General features: G+C 62.0%; 16 protein-coding genes. 9 read left to right on the top strand and 7 right to left on the bottom strand.

Annotated elements, in window-relative coordinates; translation table 11 throughout:
- Positions 1-33: 33 nt before the first annotated feature.
- Complete coding sequence (locus ACP7DE_RS05910) at positions 34-405, bottom strand: hypothetical protein (protein ID WP_426071203.1); 372 nt, start codon at positions 403-405, stop codon at positions 34-36.
- Positions 406-722: 317 nt separating this feature from the next.
- Here ACP7DE_RS05910 and ACP7DE_RS05905 point away from each other — a divergent pair, with 317 nt between their 5' ends.
- From ACP7DE_RS05905 to ACP7DE_RS05880, 6 genes are all read left to right on the top strand, one after another.
- On the top strand, positions 723-1,355 hold the full coding sequence (locus tag ACP7DE_RS05905) for a carbonic anhydrase (protein ID WP_426071202.1): 633 nt from the start codon (positions 723-725) through the stop codon (positions 1,353-1,355).
- 88 nt (positions 1,356-1,443) lie between these two features.
- Positions 1,444-2,223, top strand: coding sequence for a TatD family hydrolase (locus ACP7DE_RS05900; protein WP_426071201.1), 780 nt, complete (start codon positions 1,444-1,446; stop codon positions 2,221-2,223).
- A 16-nt stretch (positions 2,224-2,239) separates the two neighbouring features.
- Entirely contained in the window at positions 2,240-2,890 is a 651-nt protein-coding gene (locus ACP7DE_RS05895; RefSeq protein WP_426071200.1) for an ankyrin repeat domain-containing protein, read from the top strand.
- 269 nt (positions 2,891-3,159) lie between these two features.
- Positions 3,160-4,083: a methyltransferase domain-containing protein gene (locus tag ACP7DE_RS05890; protein WP_426071199.1), complete on the top strand. Its 924-nt coding sequence runs from the start codon at positions 3,160-3,162 to the stop codon at positions 4,081-4,083.
- Between the two features lie 111 nt (positions 4,084-4,194).
- Positions 4,195-4,443: a hypothetical protein gene (locus tag ACP7DE_RS05885; RefSeq protein WP_426071198.1), complete on the top strand. Its 249-nt coding sequence runs from the start codon at positions 4,195-4,197 to the stop codon at positions 4,441-4,443.
- A gap of 181 nt (positions 4,444-4,624) precedes the next feature.
- Complete coding sequence (locus tag ACP7DE_RS05880; RefSeq protein ID WP_096235523.1) at positions 4,625-4,822, top strand: hypothetical protein; 198 nt, start codon at positions 4,625-4,627, stop codon at positions 4,820-4,822.
- Between the two features lie 65 nt (positions 4,823-4,887).
- On the opposite strand, the gene ACP7DE_RS05875 is transcribed toward ACP7DE_RS05880, so the two are convergent.
- Positions 4,888-6,006 (bottom strand): phospholipase A, encoded by a 1,119-nt coding sequence (locus ACP7DE_RS05875; RefSeq protein ID WP_426071197.1) that lies wholly within the window; start codon positions 6,004-6,006, stop codon positions 4,888-4,890.
- A 274-nt stretch (positions 6,007-6,280) separates the two neighbouring features.
- On the opposite strand from ACP7DE_RS05875, the gene fusA reads away from it, so the two are divergent.
- Both fusA and ACP7DE_RS05865 read left to right on the top strand, forming a co-directional pair.
- The gene (gene fusA / locus ACP7DE_RS05870) at positions 6,281-8,386 is read left to right on the top strand and encodes an elongation factor G (RefSeq protein WP_426071196.1); all 2,106 of its coding nucleotides are present in this window, start codon (positions 6,281-6,283) and stop codon (positions 8,384-8,386) included.
- 104 nt (positions 8,387-8,490) lie between these two features.
- Positions 8,491-9,021, top strand: coding sequence for an SRPBCC family protein (locus tag ACP7DE_RS05865; protein WP_426071195.1), 531 nt, complete (start codon positions 8,491-8,493; stop codon positions 9,019-9,021).
- Positions 9,022-9,321: 300 nt separating this feature from the next.
- Here ACP7DE_RS05865 and ACP7DE_RS05860 read toward each other — a convergent pair whose 3' ends face one another.
- Complete coding sequence (locus ACP7DE_RS05860) at positions 9,322-10,224, bottom strand: alpha/beta hydrolase (protein ID WP_426071194.1); 903 nt, start codon at positions 10,222-10,224, stop codon at positions 9,322-9,324.
- 139 nt (positions 10,225-10,363) lie between these two features.
- Here ACP7DE_RS05860 and ACP7DE_RS05855 point away from each other — a divergent pair, with 139 nt between their 5' ends.
- A complete protein-coding gene (locus tag ACP7DE_RS05855; RefSeq protein ID WP_426071193.1) occupies positions 10,364-13,564 on the top strand; it encodes a PAS domain-containing protein in 3,201 nt (1,066 codons plus the stop codon).
- On the opposite strand, the gene ACP7DE_RS05850 is transcribed toward ACP7DE_RS05855, so the two are convergent.
- Genes ACP7DE_RS05850 through ACP7DE_RS05835 form a run of 4 tightly spaced genes read right to left on the bottom strand, consistent with a single transcriptional unit; the run spans position 13,561 to position 22,000 of the window.
- Positions 13,561-16,458, bottom strand: coding sequence for a response regulator (locus ACP7DE_RS05850; RefSeq protein ID WP_426071192.1), 2,898 nt, complete (start codon positions 16,456-16,458; stop codon positions 13,561-13,563). The two genes, ACP7DE_RS05855 and ACP7DE_RS05850, sit on opposite strands and share 4 nt — an antisense overlap.
- A 7-nt stretch (positions 16,459-16,465) precedes the next feature.
- Positions 16,466-17,656 carry a hybrid sensor histidine kinase/response regulator gene (locus ACP7DE_RS05845; protein WP_426071191.1) on the bottom strand — a complete coding sequence of 397 codons (1,191 nt, stop codon included), beginning with the start codon at positions 17,654-17,656 and terminating at the stop codon, positions 16,466-16,468.
- Positions 17,646-18,527, bottom strand: a complete 882-nt coding sequence (locus ACP7DE_RS05840; RefSeq protein ID WP_426071190.1) for a CheR family methyltransferase — start codon at positions 18,525-18,527, stop codon at positions 17,646-17,648. The genes ACP7DE_RS05845 and ACP7DE_RS05840 overlap by 11 nt, the downstream gene beginning before the upstream one ends.
- Positions 18,527-22,000 carry a response regulator gene (locus tag ACP7DE_RS05835; protein ID WP_426071371.1) on the bottom strand — a complete coding sequence of 1,158 codons (3,474 nt, stop codon included), beginning with the start codon at positions 21,998-22,000 and terminating at the stop codon, positions 18,527-18,529. Before ACP7DE_RS05835 ends, ACP7DE_RS05840 begins: the two co-directional genes overlap by 1 nt.
- Between the last annotated feature and the right edge of the window lie 351 nt (positions 22,001-22,351).

The raw sequence follows: 22,351 nt of genomic DNA, 5'->3' as shown, positions 1-22,351 counted from the left end.
AATTTCTTGCGCAGCCAGTGTTGACAGGCCTTCTTAGCCGCAGGCGCGCGTGCAACTGCGGTAGTGCACCTCGCAAGCTTGCTGGCGTTCGGCGCGCCGGGCGCGGAAGGCCTGGGCTTGCGTCGGTTGCAGCTGCTGCGACTGGGCCCCCGTTTCCCGGCTTGCGGCAACGTAGGGATTGCTGCTGGGCTTCATCGACAAGATGGGGCTGGTGTCGTCTTCCGTGGCGCTTTGCACTTGCGCACGGCAATCCTGGCGTGCCGATGCGCACACGGGCGCGCACAGGCCCGCCTCGGGGATGGCCTTGGGCGCGTCGCGCTTGTTCTGCACCTGTACTTGCGCCTGCGCAGGCGCTGCCAGGGCCAGGCAGGCCAGCAGTATCAAAGGGCCGGCAATTTTCAGCATGAACACTCTCCACGTTTCCGTGCGCAACCCCATGGCTGCACACCGGCGCTCCACTATACATCTTGATAATATTTATGCCTAGCGCGCCATGGCCGTTTGCCACGCTTGGCCCCCGGTGTTACAGTCAAGGCACGGGACAGCGAGCAATTCGCGCCCGGCAAGGCTGCCTTCATGATCAATTACCGGGTCGATGACCTCGATGCGCTGCTGCAAACCCTGCGCGACGAAGGCTGCACGGTGCTGGACAAGGAGGGCAATAGGCACGACAGGCGCCAGATCAGCGATAATATCGGCTCAGCTAACCATTCTATTTATTTATGCGCGATATTATTGCTGGATTTCTACGCTTCCAAAAAGAGGTTTTTCCCGCCCGCCGCGAGTTGTTCAAGACCTTGGCCACGGGACAAACCCCCAAGGCCCTGTTCATTTCCTGTTCGGACAGCCGCATGGTGCCGGAACTGGTGACGCAGCGCGAACCAGGCGAGCTCTTCGTGATTCGCAACGCGGGCAATATCGTGCCTTCGTATGGTCCCGAACCGGGCGGCGTGAGTGCCACGGTCGAATTTGCCGTGTCCGCCTTGAACGTGAGCGACATCGTCATTTGCGGCCATTCCGATTGCGGTGCGATGAAGGCGATTGCCACCTGCGCCTGCCTGGATCACATGCCGGCCGTGCGCAGTTGGCTGCACCATGCCGATGCGGCGCGCATGATCAACGAGTCGGTCGAGCATCCGACGGAACAGTCGCGCATCGACGGCATGGTGCGCGCCAACGTGGTGGCGCAACTCAATAACTTGCGCACCCATCCGTCGGTGGCGCTGGCCATGGCGCAAAACCGGCTGACCCTGCATGGCTGGGTGTATGACATCGAGAACGGCTCCCTCGACGCGCTCGACGAGTCGACCGGCCACTTCGTTCCGCTCGCCGACCACCCGGCCTCGCAGCTGTAATCGGCTGCAAGCATCCGTACCGAGGCAGCAGGGGGGCGCCCGGCGCTTCCCCTGCCAGTTTTTGCTCCCTCCGGTACAATCTCGCCTTATGTATATCGATTCCCATTGCCATATCAATTTCCCCGAGCTGGCTGCTCGCATGCCCGAGATCCTCGCCAAGATGGCCGAGAACAAGGTGACGCACGCCCTGTGCGTGTCCGTCGACTTGCCGGACTTCCCCCAGGTGCTGGCCCTGGCCGAGCAGTATCCGCATATTTTTGCTTCCGTCGGCGTGCATCCCGATTACGAGGACACGCCTGAACCGTCCGTGGAAGACCTGGTGCGCTTGGCCGACCACCCGAAGATCATCGCCATCGGCGAGACGGGCCTCGACTATTTCCGCCTGACGGGCGACCTGGAGTGGCAGCGCGAGCGTTTCAGGACCCACATCAAAGCATCAAGAATCACCCGTAAGCCTTTGATTATTCACACACGGGCAGCCAGTGTAGACACCATCCGCATCATGCGCGAAGAGGGCGCCGGCGTGGCGGACGGCGGCGTGGCCGGCGTCATGCATTGCTTTACGGAATCGCTCGAAGTGGCGCGCGCCGCCATAGCCATGGGTTTCTATATTTCGTTTTCCGGCATCGTCACGTTCAAGAGCGCGAAAGACTTGCAAGCCGTGGCGCTGGAAGTGCCGCTCGAGCGCATCCTGATCGAGACGGATTCGCCCTACCTGGCGCCCGTACCCTTCCGCGGCCGCATGAACGAGCCCGGCTACGTGGCCCACGTGGCGGAATACCTGTCGGCCCTGAAAGGCATTCCTTTAGCCCAGGTGGCGCGTCAGACGACGGACAATTTCTTCAAATTATTCAATCAGTTGCCATAACTTCTTAAGGTCAGACATGATGAAAAAACTCGCCCTGGTGATGCTGCTGTGCTGTGCCGCCGCCAGCCACGCGGCGCCGGAACCGGATGCCTTCTTCCGCGCCGTGTCCGTCAACAACGCCAGCGGCGTGCGCAGCATGCTGGCTGACGGCATGAATCCGAACCAGGCTGACGCGCAGCGGGGCGATATTCCCCTCGTGCTGGCCCTGCGCGACGATGCGGACAAAGTGTTCAAGCTGCTGCTCGACGCGCCCGGCATCGATATCGAAGCGCGCTCTGCCAATGGCAACACGGCATTGATGATGGCGGCCTACAAGCACAAGCAGGATGCCGTGGAAGCCTTGCTGGCCAAGGGCGCCAAGGTCAACCAGAGCGGCTGGACGGCGCTGCACTATGCGGCCTCGGCGGGCGACTTGCCTATCATGAAGATTTTTCTCGACCGCGATGCCGTGGTCGATGCGCGCGCGCCCGCCAACGTCACGCCGCTGATGTTTGCCGCCCGCGAAGGGCAGGAAGGCGCCGTCAAGCTGCTGCTGTCCTGGGGGGCAGACGCCAGCCTGAAAAGCGACCATGGCTGGACGGCCGTGCAGTTCGCGCAAGCCGGCGACAAGCCGGGCGTGGCGGCCATCATCGACACTGCCCAGAAGGCGCGTGCCGCCCGCAAGTAATGTTTTCAAGTAATGTTTTAATTTCAATACTTTCCATGCCAGCGCTGAAACTGGCATGGAATTGCCTCTCACCTCAGCCCTTTGTTCTCCCTCGTGATTAACGATAATGATCGTGTCGCATTAATCAGGAGATCTTTCGCATGGGCAATCAAACCACCGTCAAGCGCCGGCTGTACTGTCGCCGCCCCGCGCGCAGCCCGTGCGACATCACTGCTTTCTGGAATGACAAAACCGATCGGCCATCGGAGCCAGACTCCAAGAGGACAGACATGCTGAATGAACGAGAAATCGAGAGTTGTTACCTGGGGCAATTTATCCCCGTCCATTACCACCACAATATGTTGATGGACCAGAACCGCATGCACGGGTTCAAGTCGGCGATCGATTACGCGGTGAAACCCGGCATGAAGGTGCTGGAACTGGGTGGCGGCACGGGCGTGCTGTCGTGGTTTGCGGCCGCGCGCGCCGACAAGGTGTGGTGCGTGGAGTTCAACCCGGACATGGTCAAGGAAGCGCGCAAGATGCTGGCGCTTAATCCCAACGGTGAAAAAGTCGAAGTCGTTCACGCGGACGCCTTCGAATACCTGCCGCCGGAGCCCGTCGATGTGGTCATTTGCGAAATGATCCATGTCGGCATGTTGCGCGAAAAGCAGGTGGAAGTGATCGAATCGTTCAAGCGTCGCTACCTGGCCCGTTTTGGCGGCGCGCTGCCCATTTTCCTGCCCGAAGCCGTCATCATGGCCGTGCAGCCGATGCAGCAGGAATACGATTTCGAGGGTTTTTATGCGCCCATCGTGCAATTCCAGGAAACCACGGCCATCCACCCGGGCGTGCAGGAGCTGGCGCCGCCGTCCGTCTACAGCATCATCGACTTCAGCCAGCCGACGGACAGCGTGTTCGGCTTTGACGGCAAGTTTGTCGTCGAGCGCAGCGGCACCCTGAACGCCTTGCGTTTCGTCACCAAGAACATCCTGGCCGTGGTGCCCGAGCGCTCGAGCACCATCGACTGGTTGAATCACTACATGTGTTTGCCGTTGGCAACACCGGTGGCCGTGAAGGCGGGCGACGTGCTGCAAGTGAGCTTCCAGTACCGCGCTGGCGGCTCGATTCCCTCGCTGGAAGCGTCGATCCGCGCGCAAGTGATTTATGACGTGAGTCTTCAGCCCGTCGTGCAGAACGCCGTGTACGCCTGAACCTCAGCCTGATTATCATTAATTGAAAGGCAACGCCGCAGCGATTTCGTCCTGCGGCGTTTGTCCATTCAGGGTATATTTCGTCCTTTACCACTGAACAGCTTTATTATCATGGAACAGATCAATCAGCGTTACCTCGTGCAACAGAACAAAATCAGCGATGGCGAGACCAGGCCGCCCGTGTTTGCCAAGGTAATGCGCAGCAAGGAAGGCGCGTTTGAAGGCGTGTCCTTCATCAAGTCGAAGGAAAAGGCCAGCATCCTGACCATCGAAGATGCCAACCAGGCCATCAAATGGGCCACCAACAAGAAGCCGAACGCGCATGAGTACATCACGAAAGTGATTTGCGTCGGCCAGTAAGCCTAGTAAGCCTAGTAAGCCGCTCGCCAGCGACCGTTCATCCCCGTTTTTACTCCGTTTATCCCTGTATTGTGCAGTTCATCGCATGGCCGTTGCCGCCCCGGTAGCGCTTTTATATAGTGCTGTCACGGTAGCGGGGCAAGCACGGCTTGCTCCGCACATTTCATTCGAGGGGAACGTGATGCTGGGATTTGTGCTGTGGCTGCTGCTCTTGCTGGTGTGCTGGCCGCTGGCCTTGCTGGCACTCGTGCTATATCCGCTGGCCTGGCTGCTGTTGCTGCCATTGCGCTTGATCGGCATTGGCGTGGAAGGCGTGTTCGAATTGCTGCGCGCCATCGTCATGCTGCCGGCGCGCGTGCTGGGCGGTGGCCGGCGTTGAGATTTTCTTTTCTGCAATAAAAAATGGCGCTCTTGGCGCCATTTTCATTTCTGTCACTGTGTTGCTTACAGGTCGACCATGAAACCGGCGCCGATCGATTTCTGCGAATAGTTGTAGTCGATCAAGCTCTGGCCATAGCCGGAGAACAGTTGCAGATAGCCTTTCAAGTTGGCCTTCAATGGGAAAGCCCAGCTTGCCTGCATGGAGCCATGCTTCTTGCTGAAATTGCGGCGCGCCGTCACGGCGTATTCATGGCCCTTGTTGCGGTAGCTGACGCGCAAGTCGCCATGCCCCATGTAATCGGTGATGTCGATATTGTCATTGTCGGTCTTGCCATTGTCGAGGCGGTGCCAGACGCGCGTCGTCACGGCCAAGTTGTCTTTTTCCACGCCCAGTTCGGCATACACGCGGTTCCAGCTGCGCGACAGGGTCGACGTCTGGCCGTTCGACTGGTGTACCAGGCCGAAGTTCAGGTAATTGAATTCGACGCCCGCGAAATTCTTGTTGATCGGTAAGACCAGCATCAGTTCCGGCTGATAGTTGGTCTCGCGGAACGGGCTCGATGCCTTGCGGTTATATGCTTGCCAGAAACTTTGCTGCGTGTAGCCGAACCACATGTCGATGGGTGTGCCGGCTATGTCTTCCAGCAACTTCATTTTGAAGCTCAGCTGGAAGGTCAATTCCACATGCTGGCTCTTGATGCCGCCTGGCGTGAAATCCTGGAATGGTTCGTCGTTGGACGCGTCGCTGTAATTGGCCAGCAGCAGATAGGTATCGCGGTGCGGGCGGAAGTTGAACAGGCCGCGCTTCGAGGCATCGTTGAGTTCCCAGGATTGCTGCGTGCGCGAAATCGGCGCTTCCGGTGGCGCCGCGCCAGCTTGCGCAATGGCGGGAATGGCGGCGTTGACGGCGTCGGGCGTGGCCACGCCAGGCGGACTGACGGGGGTGAGGGGAGCGCCCTCGGCGGCCGCTGCCAGGGTGACGGCCGCGGTGGCGGGATCACCGCCGGCGGCGATGGTGGCCTTTTCCGCCGCTTTGGCCAGGGTATCGAAGCAGCCCAGGCGGGCGCTGGCATCGCCAAGCACGGCGCAACGCTGCATTTGTTGTTCCAGTTCGCCGGCCATGGCCAGCGCCGGGGACGCCAGCAGGGAGGAGAGGATTATTTTTCTTAGTTGGATAGTCATAGGCTGAGTGGGGCATGTCATTCGGTGCACACCTGGGCAGGCATGCCGGCGGCGTCGCCTTGCACGATACATTACCGTGCGTCTTGAGTCTGATTCATCTTTGTTGGATTAACAGAGTTGAAAGTATAGCCGAAACTCTTGTTTGTCCTGTGCTACGCGCGTGCGCGTTAATATTAGTGTTGCGCGCACGGTAAAAACTGCTCACTGGTCGCCCGTCAATTCGATGTCTGCTACACTGAAAAACCGGGTGCCGGGGCTAGCCGTGGAGATTGTGATGACCCGCAAAACACCTATCGAGCGCTACCGCAACATCGGCATCAGCGCCCATATCGACGCCGGCAAGACCACCACTACCGAGCGCATCCTGTTTTATACGGGGGTCAATCACAAGATCGGCGAGGTGCACAATGGCGCCGCCACCATGGACTGGATGGAGCAGGAGCAGGAACGGGGCATCACCATCACCTCGGCCGCCACCACGGCCTTCTGGAAAGGCATGGCCGGCAACTTTCCGGAACACCGCATCAACATCATCGACACGCCCGGGCACGTGGATTTCACGATTGAAGTGGAGCGCTCGATGCGCGTGCTCGACGGCGCCGTCATGGTCTACGATGCCGTCGGCGGCGTGCAGCCTCAGTCCGAGACCGTCTGGCGCCAGGCCAACAAATACCACGTGCCGCGCATCGCCTTCATCAACAAGATGGACCGGGTGGGTGCGGATTTCTTGCGCGTGCGCAAGCAGATCGCCGCCCGCCTGAAAGGCGTGGCCGTGCCCATCCAACTGCCCATCGGCGCCGAAGAGCATTTTACGGGCGTCATCGACTTGCTGAAAATGCGCGCCATCACCTGGGACGACGCCAGCCAGGGCGTGCAGTTCAGTTATGGCGAGATTCCCGCCGAACTGCTGGAACAGGCGCAGCAGTGGCATGAGCACATGGTCGAGCACGCTGCCGAAGCCAGCCTCGACATGACGGAACGCTACCTGAATGGCGACACGTTCACGGAAGCGGAACTCAAGCAGGCCTTGCGCGCGCGCACCATCCGCAATGAAATCGTGCCCATGCTGTGCGGCAGCGCCTTCAAGAACAAGGGCGTGCAGGCGATGCTGGACGCCGTCATCGAGTACTTGCCGTCGCCCATGGAAGTGCCGCCCATCATGGGCCACGACGAGCATGACAACGAGGTAGAGCGCCACCCCACGGACGAGGAGCACTTTGCCGCGCTGGCCTTCAAGATCATGACGGACCCGTTCGTGGGGCAGCTGACCTTCTTTCGCGTGTATTCGGGCGTGGTGAACTCGGGCGACATGGTCTACAACCCCACCAAGAGTGCGCGCGAACGGCTGGGGCGCATCCTGCAGATGCATGCCAACGAACGCAAGGAAATCAAGGAAGTGTATGCGGGCGACATCGCCGCCGCCGTGGGCCTGAAAGCCGTGACCACGGGCGACACCCTGTGCGCCATCGACCACATCATCGTGCTGGAAAAGATGATTTTCCCGGAACCCGTGATTTCCCAGGCGGTCGAACCGAAGACCAAGCCCGACCAGGAAAAGATGGGTATCGCCCTGAACCGCCTGGCGCAGGAAGACCCGTCGTTCAAGGTACACACGGACGAGGAATCTGGCCAGACCATCATGTCGGGCATGGGTGAATTGCACCTGGAAATCTTAGTCGACCGCATGCGACGTGAATTTGGCGTGGAAGCGAACGTGGGCAAGCCGCAAGTGGCGTACCGCGAAACCATCACGCGCACGGTGGAAGATATCGAGGGCAAGTTCGTTAAGCAGTCGGGCGGACGGGGCCAGTACGGCCACGTGGTGTTGAAACTGGAACCCTTGCCACCAGGCACGGGCTACCAGTTCGTCGACGCCGTCAAGGGCGGCGTGGTGCCGCGCGAATTCATCCCCGCCGTCGACAAGGGCATCGTCGAAACCTTGAAGGCTGGCGTGCTGGCCGGCTACCCGGTGGTGGACGTGAAGGCCACCCTGACGTTTGGTTCTTACCACGACGTCGATTCGAATGAAAACGCGTTTCGCATGGCCGGTTCCATCGCCTTCAAGGATGGCATGCGCAAGGCGCATCCGGTGCTGCTCGAACCGATGATGCAGGTGGAGGCGGAAACACCGGAAGAGTTCATGGGCAACGTCATGGGCGACCTGACGGCGCGGCGCGGCATGGTGCAGGGCATTGACGACATCCCCGGCGGCGCGGGGCGCATCGTCAAGGCCCTGGTGCCGCTGGCCGAAATGTTCGGCTATTCCACCACCCTGCGTTCGCTGACCCAGGGCAGGGCCACCTATACGATGGAATTCAAGCACTATGCGGCCGTGCCCAAGCATATTCTGGACCTGGTGGCGGCGGGGAAGGCGAAATAGGCTCAAAGGAGCAAATTGGGGCTGCCGCCAGTTGCCGCTGCAATTTGACCAGATATCGGCGCCGCTGTTACATTAACGACCAGTCCACCAACGCAGGAGAGAGCATGGCCACCGCAGAACAGAAGCAGGAAGGACAGCACCGCGACAGCAGCGACTTTGTCATCACGCAAACCTTCGACGCGCCGCGCGAACTGGTGTTCCAATCGTGGGTGGAGCCGGAGCGCCTGGCCCAGTGGTGGGGGCCTGTCGGCTTTGAATTGAGCGTGTTGGCGCTGGACTTGCAACCGGACGGCATCTTCCACTACGGCATGCGCGCCGACAATGGCTACGAGATGTGGGGCAAGTTCACCTACCAGCAGATCGAAGCGCCGGAAAAGATCGTCTCCATCCTGTCATTCGCCGACAAACAGGGCAACCCCGTGCAGCACCCCGTCAGCGCCACCTGGCCGCTCGAATCGTTCAATACCATGACCCTCACCGAGGAAAACGGCAAGACGACGATGACCTTGCGCTCCACGCCGCACAAGGCGACGGATGCGCAGCATGAGACTTTCAAGCAGGGGTTTGAGTCGATGAAGCAGGGGTTCAAGGCGACGTTCGGCCAGCTGGCACAGTACCTGGCGCGTGTTCAATAAAGAACAGCGGGCCTGAGTCGCGGGCCTGAGAAAATGTCCATGGCCGCGTTGCTTGGGCTTGCCGTACATGCGTACTGTCTTCGCCCGCGCGCCTTGCCCTGGCCATTTTTCAGGCTCGCTTGGCCCGGGGAGCCTTAGTTTGAGGCGCGGGGGTGTTCTTGCTATCGTTGCCAGTTTGCGGTTGAGGAACGTCTGCTTGCGCCCGGAAGTAGGGTTTATCTCATGAGGAAGTAATGTAACCAATACGCCAACCCATACCGGATGAAGTCCGAGGCAGACGCTGCCTCTCTATTGCACCTTTTAGCTCTCCATCCCCAGCATCTTCCGAACCACCGGCAATATCATCCGCCAAGCATTCGACGTGGCCGCAATCTCGTCGTAGTGGCTGGCGCCGGGCAAAATCAGCACTTCCGCATGGTCGCCGGCTTTGAGCGCCCTGGCCGCATAGTCGTGCGCGACGCGGGGCGGGGAGATGGTGTCCAGTTCTCCCGTGGCCAGCACGCTGCGGCTGCCGTTGGGGAGCAGGTCGGCCGCGTTGGTATCGCTGTAGATGTCGGGGCGCTCGGTGCTGGCGCTGCCTGCCAGTTGCGCGATGTCGCGCTCGCAGCTGGTCTTGATCAACTCCTTTTCGTGGCGCAGATCGGCCAGGCCGCCCAGGCTGAGGATATTCTTGATCGGCAAATACTGCTCACGGTACAAGGGGCTGCTCTTCGGCAGTTTTTCTCGCCCGGCGATCCATTGCACCAGCTGGCCACCGGCGGAGTGGCCCATGGCGAGGATGCGGCTGGTGTCGAGCTGGTATTGGGGCGCGTGCTGCCGCAGGCTGTCGAGCGCCGCATGCATGTCTTCATACGTACCGGGATAGCCGCCGCCCGGCTCGTCGACCCGCCGGTACTCGACATTCCACACGGCAATGCCTTGTGCCACCAGGGCGCCAGCCACGTTGCGCATCTGCTTGATGCCGCCAAAGGCCACCGTCCAGCAGCCACCATGCACCAGCACGACTACCGGGAACGGTCCGCTGCCTTCGGGCCGGAACAGCTGCGCGTATTGCGACGGCGCGGTGCCGTACGCGATCTGTGCGGTGGGCGGAGGGCCGTTCAGGGCCAGGTAGTCGTCCAGGCTCATGGGGGCGGCAACGGCGCCGTTGACGAAGGCGAGCAGGGCGGTGGCGATCAGGGAGGACGGCAAGGAGGTAGGCATGCTGGGGTTCGCTTGAGAAGAGAGCAATACTTTAGCATAGCGCCGCGTTGCCGCTGAGATCAAGCGGTGCGCTGTTTTCCCCTAGAAGAGGGTTGCCCCATGGTATATTTCGGGCATCAGTTTTCCCCTTATCGACACGGTGCACGCAAACAACATTCTTTCATTGCTGGACGCCGAGCATAGTGCGCTGGGCAGCATCGCGGCAGGCGCCGACCTGGCCCATGCATTAGAGCATTTGTTGCTGGCGCTGCAAGACCTGGCCGAGGGCGGCGCGCATGCCTGCCTGGTGCTGATTGACGAGACCGACCGTTTTTGCGGCTTGTCCGCGCCCAGCCTGCCACAAGACCTGTGCCTGGCCTTGCGCCACGGCGGCGACCAGCCATCGCCGTTCGGCACGGCCGCCTTTTCCGGCGCGCCCGTGTATTGCGGCGACATCACGCGCGACATACACTGGAGCGCGGGACGCAAGGAAGCCCTGCTGCAAGGCTACCGCGCCTGCTGGGTGGCTCCCGTCTTTGGCGCCAAGGGGCATATCCTGGGCGTGCTGGGCCTGTTTTTCCAGGCGCCATGCCATCCTACGCAACCGGAGATCGAACTGCTGGCGCTGGCCGCGCGCGTGGCCGCGCATGTCATCGAGCGGGGCCTGCTGGAAAAAGCCCTGCACGACAGCCGCGAACACTTTCATTACGCCATCGAACTCAACACGCAAGTGCTGTGGACGGCCGACGTCGACGGCCAGCTCGATTACGTGGCGCAGCGCTGGCGCGAATGGACGGGAGGCAGCGGCCTGGGTACCAGTTGGCTGGAAGCCATCCACCCCGACGACGTGCCCCATTCCTTAGCGGCCTGGAGCGAATCCGTCGGTAGCGGTCAGCCTTTCGATGCGGAAATGCGCGTGCGCCGTCAGAACGGCCTGTACCGCTGGGTACATTCGCGCGCGTATTGCCGGCAAGACGAGCGCGGCCAGCCCGTAAAATGGTATGGCTCGTGCGAGGATATCGACGAGCACTGGCAGGCGCGCAATGCCTTGCTCGACAGCGAAGCGCAGTTCCGTTCGCTGGCCTCGACCATGCCCAACCAGGCCTGGCTGGCGCATGGCAGCGGCGCCACCTACTGGGTCAACGAACAGGTGTGCGAATACACGGGGCAATCGATGAAGTCCCTGGTGTCCAGCGGTTTTCGCCATTGCGTGCATCCGGACGACGTGCAAGCCACGCAGAAAAGCTGGGAACGGGCCGTCGCCACGGCCAGCGCCTACGAATACGAGTTCCGCATGCGCCGCGCCAGTGACGGCGCTTACCGCTGGTTCCTGGCGCGCGCCTTGCCCCTGTTCGACGAGGCAGGCAAGGTGCTGCGCTGGGTAGGCACGAATACGGACGTGCAGGAGCAGAAGAACGTGCTGGAAAAGATGGCCTACCTGAATTCCTCGCTGGAAGTGGAAATGGCCAACCGCACAGCTGACCGCGACCGCATGTGGCGGCTGTCGACCGACATCATGCTGGTGGCGGACCTGGCTGGCATGATCATCGCCGTCAATCCCGCCTGGAGCAAGATCCTGGGCCGGCCAGAAATCGAGTCGCTGGGTATGGATTTCATCAGCCTTGTGCATCCCGACGACCGCATGGCGGCCCTGAAGGACTTGTCGCGCCTGGCCCACGGCGCGCCTACCTTGCGCATGGAAAACCGCTACCGGCGCCGCGATGGCGGCTACCGCTGGATTTCCTGGACGGCCGTGCCGGCGCAAAAGCTGATCCACGCCATCGGCCGCGACGTCACGGATGAAAAAGAGGCGCGGCTGGCGCTGGTACGCAGCGAGCAAGCTTTATTGCAGGCGCAAAAGCTGGAATCGATCGGCAAGCTGACGGGCGGCGTGGCCCATGATTTCAATAACGTCCTGCAAATTATCTCGGGCAATTTGCAGTTGTTGAAGTTGACGGTGGCCGACAATCCACAGGCGGCCAGGCGTCTCGCTTCGGCAGCTTCGGCTGTCGAGCGGGGCGCCAAGCTGTCGTCGCAACTGCTGGCCTTTGCGCGGCGTCAACCTTTGAGGCCGCTGGTGACGGACCTGGGGCGTTTGCTACGCCGCATGCATGAGCTGATCCGCCGCGCCCTGGGCGAAGCTATTTCCGAGGAAACCTTCATCAGCGACGGCTTGTGGCATACCCTGGTCGACCCGAACCAGATGGAAAACGTGTTGCTGAACATGGCCATCAACGCGCGCGACGCAATGGACAAGGGCGGGCGCCTCACTTTTACCTTGAGCAACGTCACGCTCGATGCCGCCTACGCCAGTCTGCATGCCGATGTGCTGGAGGGGCAGTATGTGTTGCTGACCATCACCGACACGGGCCATGGCATGGAGCGCGACGTGATCGACCAGATATTCGAGCCGTTCTTCACCACCAAGCGCGAAGGCGAGGGAACTGGCCTGGGCCTGTCCATGGCCTACGGCTTCATCCGCCAGAGCGCGGGCCACATCAAGGTGCACAGTGCGCCGGGCGCCGGCACGACTTTCAAGATTTATTTGCCGCGCTCGCTGGAAAAGCTGGCCGAGCCACCGCCGGGCCTGACGGGCCCCGTGCTGGGCGGCGGCGAAACCATCCTCGTGGTGGAAGATGATGCTCCTGTTCAGCACACGGTGGTCGATATGTTGCGCGGCCTGGGCTACGACGTGCTGCATGCGGACGATGGTGCCTCGGCGCTGGCCCTGCTGGGCACGGGCGTGGCCATCGATCTGCTGTTTACGGACGTGGTCATGCCGGGTCCCGTCAGCAGCAAGGAGCTGGCGCAGCAGGCCCGGCTGCTGCTGCCGGAGCTGGCCGTGTTGTTTACCTCGGGCTATACGCACAATGCCATCATGCAGGGCGGGCGCCTGGACCCGGGCGTGGAGCTGTTGAGCAAGCCCTACCAGCGCGAAGACCTGGCGCGGCGCATTCGCCACCTGCTGGCCGACCGCCGCCTGGTGGGCGCGCCCGACCCGTCGGGGCGGCGCATCCTGCTGGTGGAAGACAATGACGATGCGCGGGAAATGACGACGGAAATGCTGAATATGCTGGGCCATACCGTGCATGGCGTGGCCAGCGCCGAGGCAGCCTTGCCCTTGCTGGCCATGCCGGGTCTGGACATACTGGTGACGGACATCAGCCTGCCCACCATGTCCGGCCTGGAACTGGCGCGCCATGCGCGCGCGCACTGGCCGCAGCTGGAGGTGGTGTTTGCTTCCGGGCACGACTGGGGCGCCAGTCTGATGCAGGACGCCAGCGCGCGCTTCCTGCGCAAACCGTTTGGCCTGGAAGAGCTGGCCAACGCACTGAAGGCGCGCCGGCTTGACGTTTACTAAGTTGGCGGCAACAAGGCTTGCTGCAATTGCTCGACGGTAAATGGCTTGACAAGGAAGCGCGCGGCCGGGTCCAGCACACCGGAATTGGCCGGTGCATGGCCGGTGGAAAATACCACTTCCAGCTGTGGCTGCTCGCGTGCCACCAGTTCGGCCAGCTCGACGCCTGACATGGACGGCAGGCTGATATCGGTCAGCAGCAGTTCCAGTCCCGGCGTGTCCAGCAGCGGCAAGGCTTCCTCGGCTGTGCCCACGGCCAGCACCGTGTGTCCCAGCATGGTCAGCAGTTCGCTCGTCATGGCGCGCGCGTCGGCATTGTCTTCCACCAACAAGATGTGACGCATCCCCGGACGCATCCCGGGCCGCGCCGGCGCGGGCGGCTGCGGCGCCAGCTGCGCGCGGTACTGGTGCAGCGCCGTCACGTGGCGCCCGTTGGCCAGCAAGTGGCGGATGCGCCGTGCCAGGTCTTCTCGCCGGTACGGCTTGCTCAACAACTCGACGCCCGGCTCCAATCGGCCGCCCTGCATGATGGCGTCTTGCGTGTAGCCCGAGGTAAACAACACGGCCAGCTGCGGCAGCAGCATGCGGGCCTGGCGCGCCAGTGCCGTGCTGGCGACCTTGCCTGGCATCACCACATCCGTAAACAGCAGGTCGATGGGGACGCCGCTGCCGATGATGGCCAGCGCGCTTTCGCCATCGCTGGCGCGCAGCACGTCATAGCCGAGGCCGCGCAGCATGTCCACCACCGTCGTTTGCACCTGCACGTCGTCTTCCACGACGAGGATGGTTTCCTTGCCGCCCAGCACGGGGCCGCTCAACTGCAGCGGCAGTTCCGTTTCCGCTTCGAGCGAGCGCGGCAGGTAGATGCGGAAAGTGCTGCCATGGCCGGGCAGGCTGTCCACCGTCAGGTGGCCGCCGCTCTGGCGCAGGAAGCCGTACGCCATGGACAGGCCCAGGCCCGTGCCTTCGCCTTCCTTCTTCGTCGTGAAGAACGGTTCGAAAATCTTGTCCAGCAGTTCCGCGGGAATGCCCGTGCCCGTGTCGGAGACGGCCAGTTGCACATAGTCGCCGGGCGTCACGTCCGCATGGTGCGCCGCATAGTCGCTGCCCAGCACGCTGTTGCTCAGTTCAATGGTCAGCTGGCCCTGGCCAGCCATGGCGTCGCGCGCGTTGATGGCCAGGTTGAGGATGACGTTTTCCAGCTGGTGCGGGTCGACCAGGGCGCGCCAGCAGTCGTCGGCCAGCAGCAAACGCGTCTCGATGCTTTCGCCCGTGGCGCGCCGCAGCAGCTCTTCCGTTGAGCGCAGCAGGTGCGCCAGGTCCGTCACCAGCGGTTTCAATGGTTGACGCCGCGCAAAGGCCAGCAGCTGGGCCGACAGCTTGGCGCCCCGTTCCACGGCGGCCGAGGCGCTGGCGATGCGCTTGGCGGCCAGCGGGTCGTCGTCCAGGGTCAGCTGCAGCAATTGCAGATTGCCGGAGATAATTTGCAGGACGTTATTGAAATCATGGGCCACGCCGCCCGTCAGCTTGCCCAGCGCTTCCAGCTTTTGCGATTGCAACAGGGCCATCTCGCTGTGGCGCAGCGATTCCTGCATGTTGCGCAAGGTGCTTTGCGCCTCTTTTTCCAGCGTGACATGGCGCCCGGTGGCAAAAATCAGGTCGCCTTCGGGCGCCGCCGACCAGGATAGCCAGCGGTGGCCACCCTCGCGGTGCCGGTAGCGGTTTTCAAAGCTGGGCATGGCCTCGTGCGTCACTTGTGCCAGCGCCTGGCGCGTGGCGACGGCATCCTCGGGCAGCACGAAGTCGAAGAGGCTGCGGCCCAGCATTTCCTCGGGCAGCCAGCCCAGGATGGCGCTGGCGGCCGGATTGACGGCGGCAAAGCAGCCCTCGGCATCGATGGCCACCATCAGGTCTTGCGCGCTGCGCCACAGGCGCTCGCGCTCGCTGTTGCGCGCGGCCAGGTCCGCTTCCAGCTTCTTTTCCACGGTGATGTCGCGTGCGCTGCAATACACCTTCTCGCCCTCGGGCACGGCGACCCAGGACAGCCAGTGCCAGCCGCCCAGCTTGTGGCGGTAGCGATTTTCGAAACGCAGCGCCGGCTGGCCTTGGTTGGCAGCCTCCCAAGCTGCATGGGTGCGTAGCAAGTCTTCCGGGTGGATCAGTTCCAGGAATTTTGTCGTGCGAATTTCCTCTGCCGACCAGCCCAGGGTGGCTTGCCAGGCGGGGTTCGAGTGCTCGAAATAGCCGTCGAGGTTGAGCACGCCCAGCAAATCGGGGCTGACGTTCCAGGTGCGGCCGAATTCGCGCGTGCGTTCGGCCACTTGCGTTTCCATGTTGGCACTGAGGGCGCGCAAGCGTGATTCCGCTTGGGCTCGCAGGATGGTCGACCAGACCCGTTCCGACACTTGCACAGCCAAGTCGATCTCGTCCGCGTGCCACAGGCGCGCCGCGCGGCTGTGCACGACGAACAGGGCGCCCAACCGGCCATCCTTGGCAATCGGAATGTTCAGGAAGGCACGGATGCCCAAACGCGCAAACGTGGCCAGCGCGTCCGGCGTGGCCGTGCGCGGGTCGCTCGCCACATCGCTGACGGCCAGCGTCTGGCCGGCGGCTAGCGCATCGGTCAAGCGGGCCGCATAATCGCCCAGGAAATATTCGCCGGCGGCGCCCGGTGCCAGGCCGTCGCTCCACGCATGCTGCAGGGTGGGGCACTGCAGGGTCTGGTCGATATCGAAACAGGCCACTTGCTGGGCGCCCAGGCGCTGTCCCAGCAGCTGCGCCGACACGCAGAGAATCTCGCCCGTGTCGTGCAGCAGGCGCAGACGGCGTTCCAGTTGCAGCAGAAAAGCCACGCCGCTGGTGCCGGCCTGGCTGCGGGGGGCAAGGGGGCTGCTCATGCCGGCCTTAGCTTCCGGCCAGCGGCAGGGTGACGCTGAACAGGGCTCCATTGCCGGGCTGGCTTTGCAGGGTGATGGCGCCGCGATGCGCATCGACCAGCTGCTTGGTGATGAACAGGCCCAGGCCCAGGCCGCCCGTGCGGTCCTGGTGCATGACGCGCTCGAAGGCGTCGAAGATGCGTTCCTGGTCGCGTGCATTAATGCCGATGCCATGGTCGCGCACTTCGATGACGGCGCTGTTCTGCGTGTGCGCCAGGCTGATTTCCACGGGCTGGCCCTGACCGTAGCGCACGGCATTGCTGATCAGGTTGACAACAATCTGCTCGATGCGGAAGGCATCCCAGAAACCCTGGATCGGTTCGAAGGCCAGCACTTCCAGCACGCTGCCCGTGGCGGCCGCATATGGGCCCAGGTCGTCGGCCACCCTGCGCACCAGGCTGGTCAGGTCGACGGCTTCGCGGCGGATCGACAGCTTGCCGCTAGTGATGCGCGAGACGTCGAGCATGTCGTCGATCAGGCGCACCATGCTGCGGATTTGCCGCCCGTCGCGCGCCACCATCTTGTTCAGCTTATCCGGCTCGAAGGCGGCCAGGTTGCCCCGTTCGAGGTTGACGGTGCGCATCTGCGTTTCCAGGAACAGCGTGTTCAGGGGGGTGCGCAGTTCGTGCGCCACCATGGACATGAATTCGTCGCGCAGGCGCAGCGAGCGCTGCAGCTCAGCCTGCGTGGCGCGCAGTTCTTTTAATAATGCGTCCTGCTGCTGGCGGCTGTGTTCCAGCGCCTGCACCTGGCGCCGCGTCTCGCTGCGCTGCTGGTGCAGGGCGACGAAGACGTTGACCTTGCTTTGCACGGCATTGATGTCGAGCGGCTTGTGCAGGAAATCGACGGCGCCGCTTTCATAGCCCTGGAAGGCGAAATTCATTTCCTTGCCGGCCGCTGTGACGAAGACGATGGGGATGTGGCGCGTCTTTTCCGTGCCGCGCATCAGTTGCGCCAGCTCAAAGCCATCCATTTCCGGCATTTGCACGTCGAGGATGGCCAGCGCAAAATCGTGTTCCAGCAGCAGTGCCAGCGCTTCTTCGCCCGACGACGCTTGATAGACGCTGCGGTCGCTCTCGCGGATCAGTGCATTGAGTGCGCGCAAGTTCTCCGGCAAGTCGTCGACGATCAGCAATTTGGTGCTTGTTTCATTCATCATGTTTCATTTCTGGCATCTGCCGTCCAGCGTAGTGGGAAGCGGCGTGCGAGGGTGCACGCTTGCGGTAGAGCTTTTCGGGTCCCGGCAATGGCTCGAAGTCGGCGGCAAAGCGCGTGAAATGCGTGCTTTCCTTGCTGCCTAGTCCCAGGAAACCCCGGTGGCACAGCGAGTCGTGGAACAGGCTCAGGGCCCGCTCCTGCAAGGTTTTATTGAAGTAAATCAACACGTTACGGCAGAAAATCAATTGCGTCTCAATGAAAACGCTGTCCGTGGACAGGCTGTGGTCGGCAAAGTTGATCCTGTCGCGCAAGCGCTGCTGGAAATGCACCGTGGCATGCTCGACCGTGTAGTAGTCGGCCAGCTGACCCAGGCCGCCCGCAGCCAGGTAGTTGTCGCCGTAGTCGGCCATGCGGTGCAGCGGATACACGCCGCGCGCGGCCGTGGCCAGCGCTTGCGGATTGATGTCGGTGGCGTAAATCGTGCTGCGCTCGAGCAAGCCTTCCTCGTGCAGCACGATGGCCAGCGACAGCGCTTCCTCGCCCGTGCAGCAGCCGGCGACCCAGATCGTTGGCGACGGGTAGGTTTTCAGCACGGGCACCACGTGTTCGCGCAAGGCGAGGAAAAAAGCCGGGTCGCGGAACATTTGCGTGACCGGCACGGTCAAAATCTGCAGCAGCTTGCCAAAGGCCCCAGCGTCGTCCAGTACCAGTTGCTGCAAGGCGGGCAAGTCGGCGCAGTGGAGGCGCTCGAGTGCCTGATTCAGGCGGCGCCGCTGCGAGGGCAGGGAATAGTCGCGAAAATCGTAGCTGTAGCGCTGACAGATCGCATCCATCAGCGCATGCAGTTGCGCGTCCGTGGTGCTCAGGGACATCACATGCGTTCCATCTTCGGCATCCACACGCGCAGCAGCGAATACAAACGGTCCAGGTCGATCGGCTTGGCCAGGTAGTCGGACGCGCCCGCCTGCAGGCATTCTTCCTGGTCATTCTTCATGGCCTTGGCGGTAATCGCAATGATGGGCAGCTTGTTGTAGCGGCCATCGGCGCGAATCAGACGCGTCGCTTCCAGGCCATCCATGCCAGGCATCATGACATCCATCAATACGAGGTCGATATCGTCCATGCTGTTGAGCTTGCTGATGGCTTCGAAGCCGTTGCGGCCGATTTCCACCACCACGCCTTTTTGTTCCAGCGCATTCGTCAGGGCAAAGATATTGCGCACGTCGTCATCCACCAGCAAAATCTTGCGGCCTTCGAAGACGCGTTCGCGGCTGCGCACCTGCTGCAGCATGCCCTGGCGCTCGCTCGACAGTTCCGATTCCACCTTGTGCAGGAACAAAGTCACTTCGTCGAGCAGGCGCTCGGGCGAGCGGGCGCCCTTGATGATGATGGAGCGCGAATACTTCATCAGATCCGCCTCTTCCTCGCGGCTCAGGTTGCGGCCCGTGTAGACGATGACGGGCGGGAACGAACATAGTTCTTCATGCTCCATGCGTTCGAGCAATTCGTTGCCCTGGATGTCGGGCAGCTTCAAGTCGATGATCATGCAGTCGAAAATCTGCGTCTTGAGCAATTCCAGCGCCTGCTCGCCCAGCGCCACGGCCGTGATTTCCACATCGTCGTCGCTGATCAGGTGGACCACGCTTTCTCGCTGGCGTGCGTCGTCCTCCACCAGCAGGATGCGCTTCATCTTTTGCGTGAATTTCGATTCGAGCTTGCGGAACACTTCCTTCAGCTGCTCGCGCGTGCGCGGCTTGGTGGCGTAGCCGATGGCGCCCAGCTGCATTGCTTCCTGCATCTGGTCATTGCCGGACACGATGTGCACGGGAATGTGGCGCGTCAGCGGGTTTTCCTTCAACTGCTGCAAGACCAGCAAGCCCGGGCGGTCCGGCAAGCCCATGTCAAGCAGGATGGCGTCGGGCAGGAATTCTTCCGCCAGGCGCAAGCCTTCATCGGCGCCGTGCGCCACCAGGCAGCGGTATTGCATTTCATGCGCGAGGTCGAACAGGATGCCGGCAAACGAGGGTTCATCCTCAATCACCAGCACGGAACGCTGGCCGGTCTTGCCTGCCGGCACGCTGTTTCTGTCATCCTGGAAGGTGGGCAGCGGCACGGGCTTGGCGGCGGGCGCCGACTTGGGCGCGGCGGCGGCGGGCGGCTGCGGCGCTGCAGCTAGCGTTGTCACCGCTTCCACCACGCGTGCGGGCATGACCGCCGGCAGCACCAGCGTAAAGGTGCTGCCCTGGCCTGGCGTGCTGGCCAGGTCGATGCTGCCGCCCAGCAAGGCTGCCAGGTCGCGCGAAATCGACAGGCCCAGGCCCGTGCCGCCATAGCGGCGGCTGGTGGTGCCGTCGGCCTGGTGGAAGGCATCGAACACCTTTTGCTGCTGGTCGTCAGCAATGCCGATGCCCGAATCTTGCACCTGGAAGCGTACCTGGCCGGCTGCATCGGTGCTCACGTGCAGGGACACCGTGCCCGTATCGGTAAACTTGAGGGCGTTCGACAGCAGGTTTTTCAGGATTTGCTCCAGGCGCTGGCGGTCGCTGACGAAGGACAGCGGGGCATCGGGCGCCAGCTTGACGTCAAAAATCAGTTTCTTTTGCTGCGCCTGGGCACCAAACAGCATCTTCATGCTGCTGAGCAGTTCGTCGAAGGGCACGGCGTCCGGCGTCAATTCCAGCTTGCCTGCCTCGACCTTGGAAATGTCGAGGATATCGTTGATGAGGGTCAATAAATCGTTGCCGGCCGAATAAATGGTTTGCGCAAACGTCACCTGTTCCGGCGTCAGGTTGCCACTGGTGTTGTCCGACAACAGCTTGGACAGAATCAGCGAGCTGTTTAGCGGCGTGCGCAGCTCGTGCGACATATTCGCCAGGAATTCGGACTTGTAGCGGCTGGCCCGCTGCAGCTCTTCCGCGCGGGCTTCCAGCTGCGCGTGCGCGTGGCCGATCGCCATGTTTTTCTGATCCAACGACAGGGCTTGCACGGCGAGCTGCTCGTTCGATTGCTCCAGCGCCGCCTTTTGCTCTTCCAGGTGGGCTTGCGACTGTTCCAGTACGCGCGATTGTTCGCCCAGCTCCTCATTGGCCGTGCGCAATTCTTCCTGCTGCACTTCCAGCTCTTCATTCAATTGCTGGGTTTCTTCCAGCACATTTTGCAGGCGCTGGCGGTACAGGGCCGCTTCCAGCGAGGTGCCGACATTCGCTGCAATCAAGTTCAGCCATTCCTTGGCGCGGGCGCTGACGGGATGCGTAAAGCCCAGTTCGATGACGCCGTTGACGACGCCTTCATTATTGACAGGCGTTAAGATCAGTTCCAGCGGCGCGCCGCGGCCCAGGCTCGACGTCACTGTCAGATAATTGTCGGGCACTTGGCGCACATGTTTAAGTTTTTTCTCGCGCGCCGTCTCGCCCACCAAGCCTTCGCCCAGCTTGAAAACTTGCTTATCCTTCACACCTTGTTCGTTGAAACCGTACACGGCCGTGCGGCGCAGGCTGCCATCCTCGTCGATGACGTACAGGGTGGCCACGGCCACTTCCAGCCGGTGGGCGAGGAAGTCCAGCACGTGCCGTCCCAGCTGCGGCAGGCCCAGCTGGCCGCTGGTGTGGGCCGCCAGCTCCGTCTGCCCCGTGCGCAACCAGGCTTGCTCCTGCAGCATATCGTTGTCCTTGCCGCGTTGCTCGAGCGCATCGTTGTAGATATCGGACAGGCGCAGCAGCTCACGCCGTCCCAAGTAGGCCAGCAGGCCCGATGAGCCCAGGCTGAGGATCAGGAACACCACCACGGCCAGGATGGTGCGGCTCTCGGCCGTATCGGCCCGTTCCTGGCGCAGCCGCTGTTCCATGGACAGGAAGGTGAGAAATTCGCGGCGGATTTCGTCAAATTCCAGCTTGCCTTCGCCCTGGCGCACGCGGGCGAGGAATTCCTGGTTGTTGCGGCGCTGGGCGATCACGCTTTCCGCATAGGCCATCCACTGGTTTTGCAGTGCGCGGATGCGGCGCAAACGGTCCGTCTGGATGGCGCTGGCGGACACCAGGTCTTGCAGGGTAGTCATTTCCACGGCGATTTTGGCCTTGCCCGATTTATACGGCGCCAAAAACGTCTCATCGCCCGTCAGCAAGTAGCCACGCATGCCTGTTTCCATGTCGACCGACAATTTCATGACCTCGTTCGCATTGCCGATCACCCGTTCGGAGTGTTCGACCGAGCGCAGGGCCGAGAGCAGGTAGGCGATCAGGCCGACGAATACGAGGGCTGTGGCGACCCCGATGACCAGCGGCAAGGTCACGTTGCGGGCGAGGATGCTGCGAAAGCTGAAAGAGTCGATCGGGGTCTTGGTATTCATCATGTCCGTGTAAGGCTGTCGCGAAAAAACAATTTTAATTGAAATGCAAGTTTCTGGTGCTCAAGCAAAGCGTGCGCTAGCATAACAGCCTTGCGGACAATTGCCGATCTGCAAGGTCATGCAATGCGCGGCAGCGCACAGATGAAAGCAAAGGGGAATCGAGCTGACGACGATGGCGGAAGAGCAAAGAGATTGGCCGTTCGCATCTTGAGAAGCAAGTGGTGGCGGCTTCCTTACGGGCGGCAGCTGGCGTGACAGTGAGCGTGGCGTCAGGCAGCAGCGGCGGTATAAAAAAACGCCGGACGGTGCCGGCGTTGTCGAGTGCGTTGCGCGCTACACTGCATATATATG

It is taken from the genome of Janthinobacterium sp. DSP2-3-3, from assembly GCF_049897325.1.
Classification (GTDB): Bacteria; Pseudomonadota; Gammaproteobacteria; order Burkholderiales; family Burkholderiaceae_D; genus Janthinobacterium.
This window is presented reverse-complemented; position numbering and strand designations above follow the sequence as displayed.

Coding starts and splice junctions, on each gene's coding strand:
- ACP7DE_RS05910 (WP_426071203.1), bottom strand. CDS start 405: ATGCTGAAAATTGCCGGCCCTTTGATACTGCTGGCCTGCCTGGCCCTG.
- ACP7DE_RS05905 (WP_426071202.1), top strand. CDS start 723: ATGCGCGATATTATTGCTGGATTTCTACGCTTCCAAAAAGAGGTTTTT.
- ACP7DE_RS05900 (WP_426071201.1), top strand. CDS start 1,444: ATGTATATCGATTCCCATTGCCATATCAATTTCCCCGAGCTGGCTGCT.
- ACP7DE_RS05895 (WP_426071200.1), top strand. CDS start 2,240: ATGATGAAAAAACTCGCCCTGGTGATGCTGCTGTGCTGTGCCGCCGCC.
- ACP7DE_RS05890 (WP_426071199.1), top strand. CDS start 3,160: ATGCTGAATGAACGAGAAATCGAGAGTTGTTACCTGGGGCAATTTATC.
- ACP7DE_RS05885 (WP_426071198.1), top strand. CDS start 4,195: ATGGAACAGATCAATCAGCGTTACCTCGTGCAACAGAACAAAATCAGC.
- ACP7DE_RS05880 (WP_096235523.1), top strand. CDS start 4,625: ATGCTGGGATTTGTGCTGTGGCTGCTGCTCTTGCTGGTGTGCTGGCCG.
- ACP7DE_RS05875 (WP_426071197.1), bottom strand. CDS start 6,006: ATGACTATCCAACTAAGAAAAATAATCCTCTCCTCCCTGCTGGCGTCC.
- fusA (WP_426071196.1), top strand. CDS start 6,281: ATGACCCGCAAAACACCTATCGAGCGCTACCGCAACATCGGCATCAGC.
- ACP7DE_RS05865 (WP_426071195.1), top strand. CDS start 8,491: ATGGCCACCGCAGAACAGAAGCAGGAAGGACAGCACCGCGACAGCAGC.
- ACP7DE_RS05860 (WP_426071194.1), bottom strand. CDS start 10,224: ATGCCTACCTCCTTGCCGTCCTCCCTGATCGCCACCGCCCTGCTCGCC.
- ACP7DE_RS05850 (WP_426071192.1), bottom strand. CDS start 16,458: ATGAGCAGCCCCCTTGCCCCCCGCAGCCAGGCCGGCACCAGCGGCGTG.
- ACP7DE_RS05845 (WP_426071191.1), bottom strand. CDS start 17,656: ATGATGAATGAAACAAGCACCAAATTGCTGATCGTCGACGACTTGCCG.
- ACP7DE_RS05840 (WP_426071190.1), bottom strand. CDS start 18,527: ATGTCCCTGAGCACCACGGACGCGCAACTGCATGCGCTGATGGATGCG.
- ACP7DE_RS05835 (WP_426071371.1), bottom strand. CDS start 22,000: ATGAATACCAAGACCCCGATCGACTCTTTCAGCTTTCGCAGCATCCTC.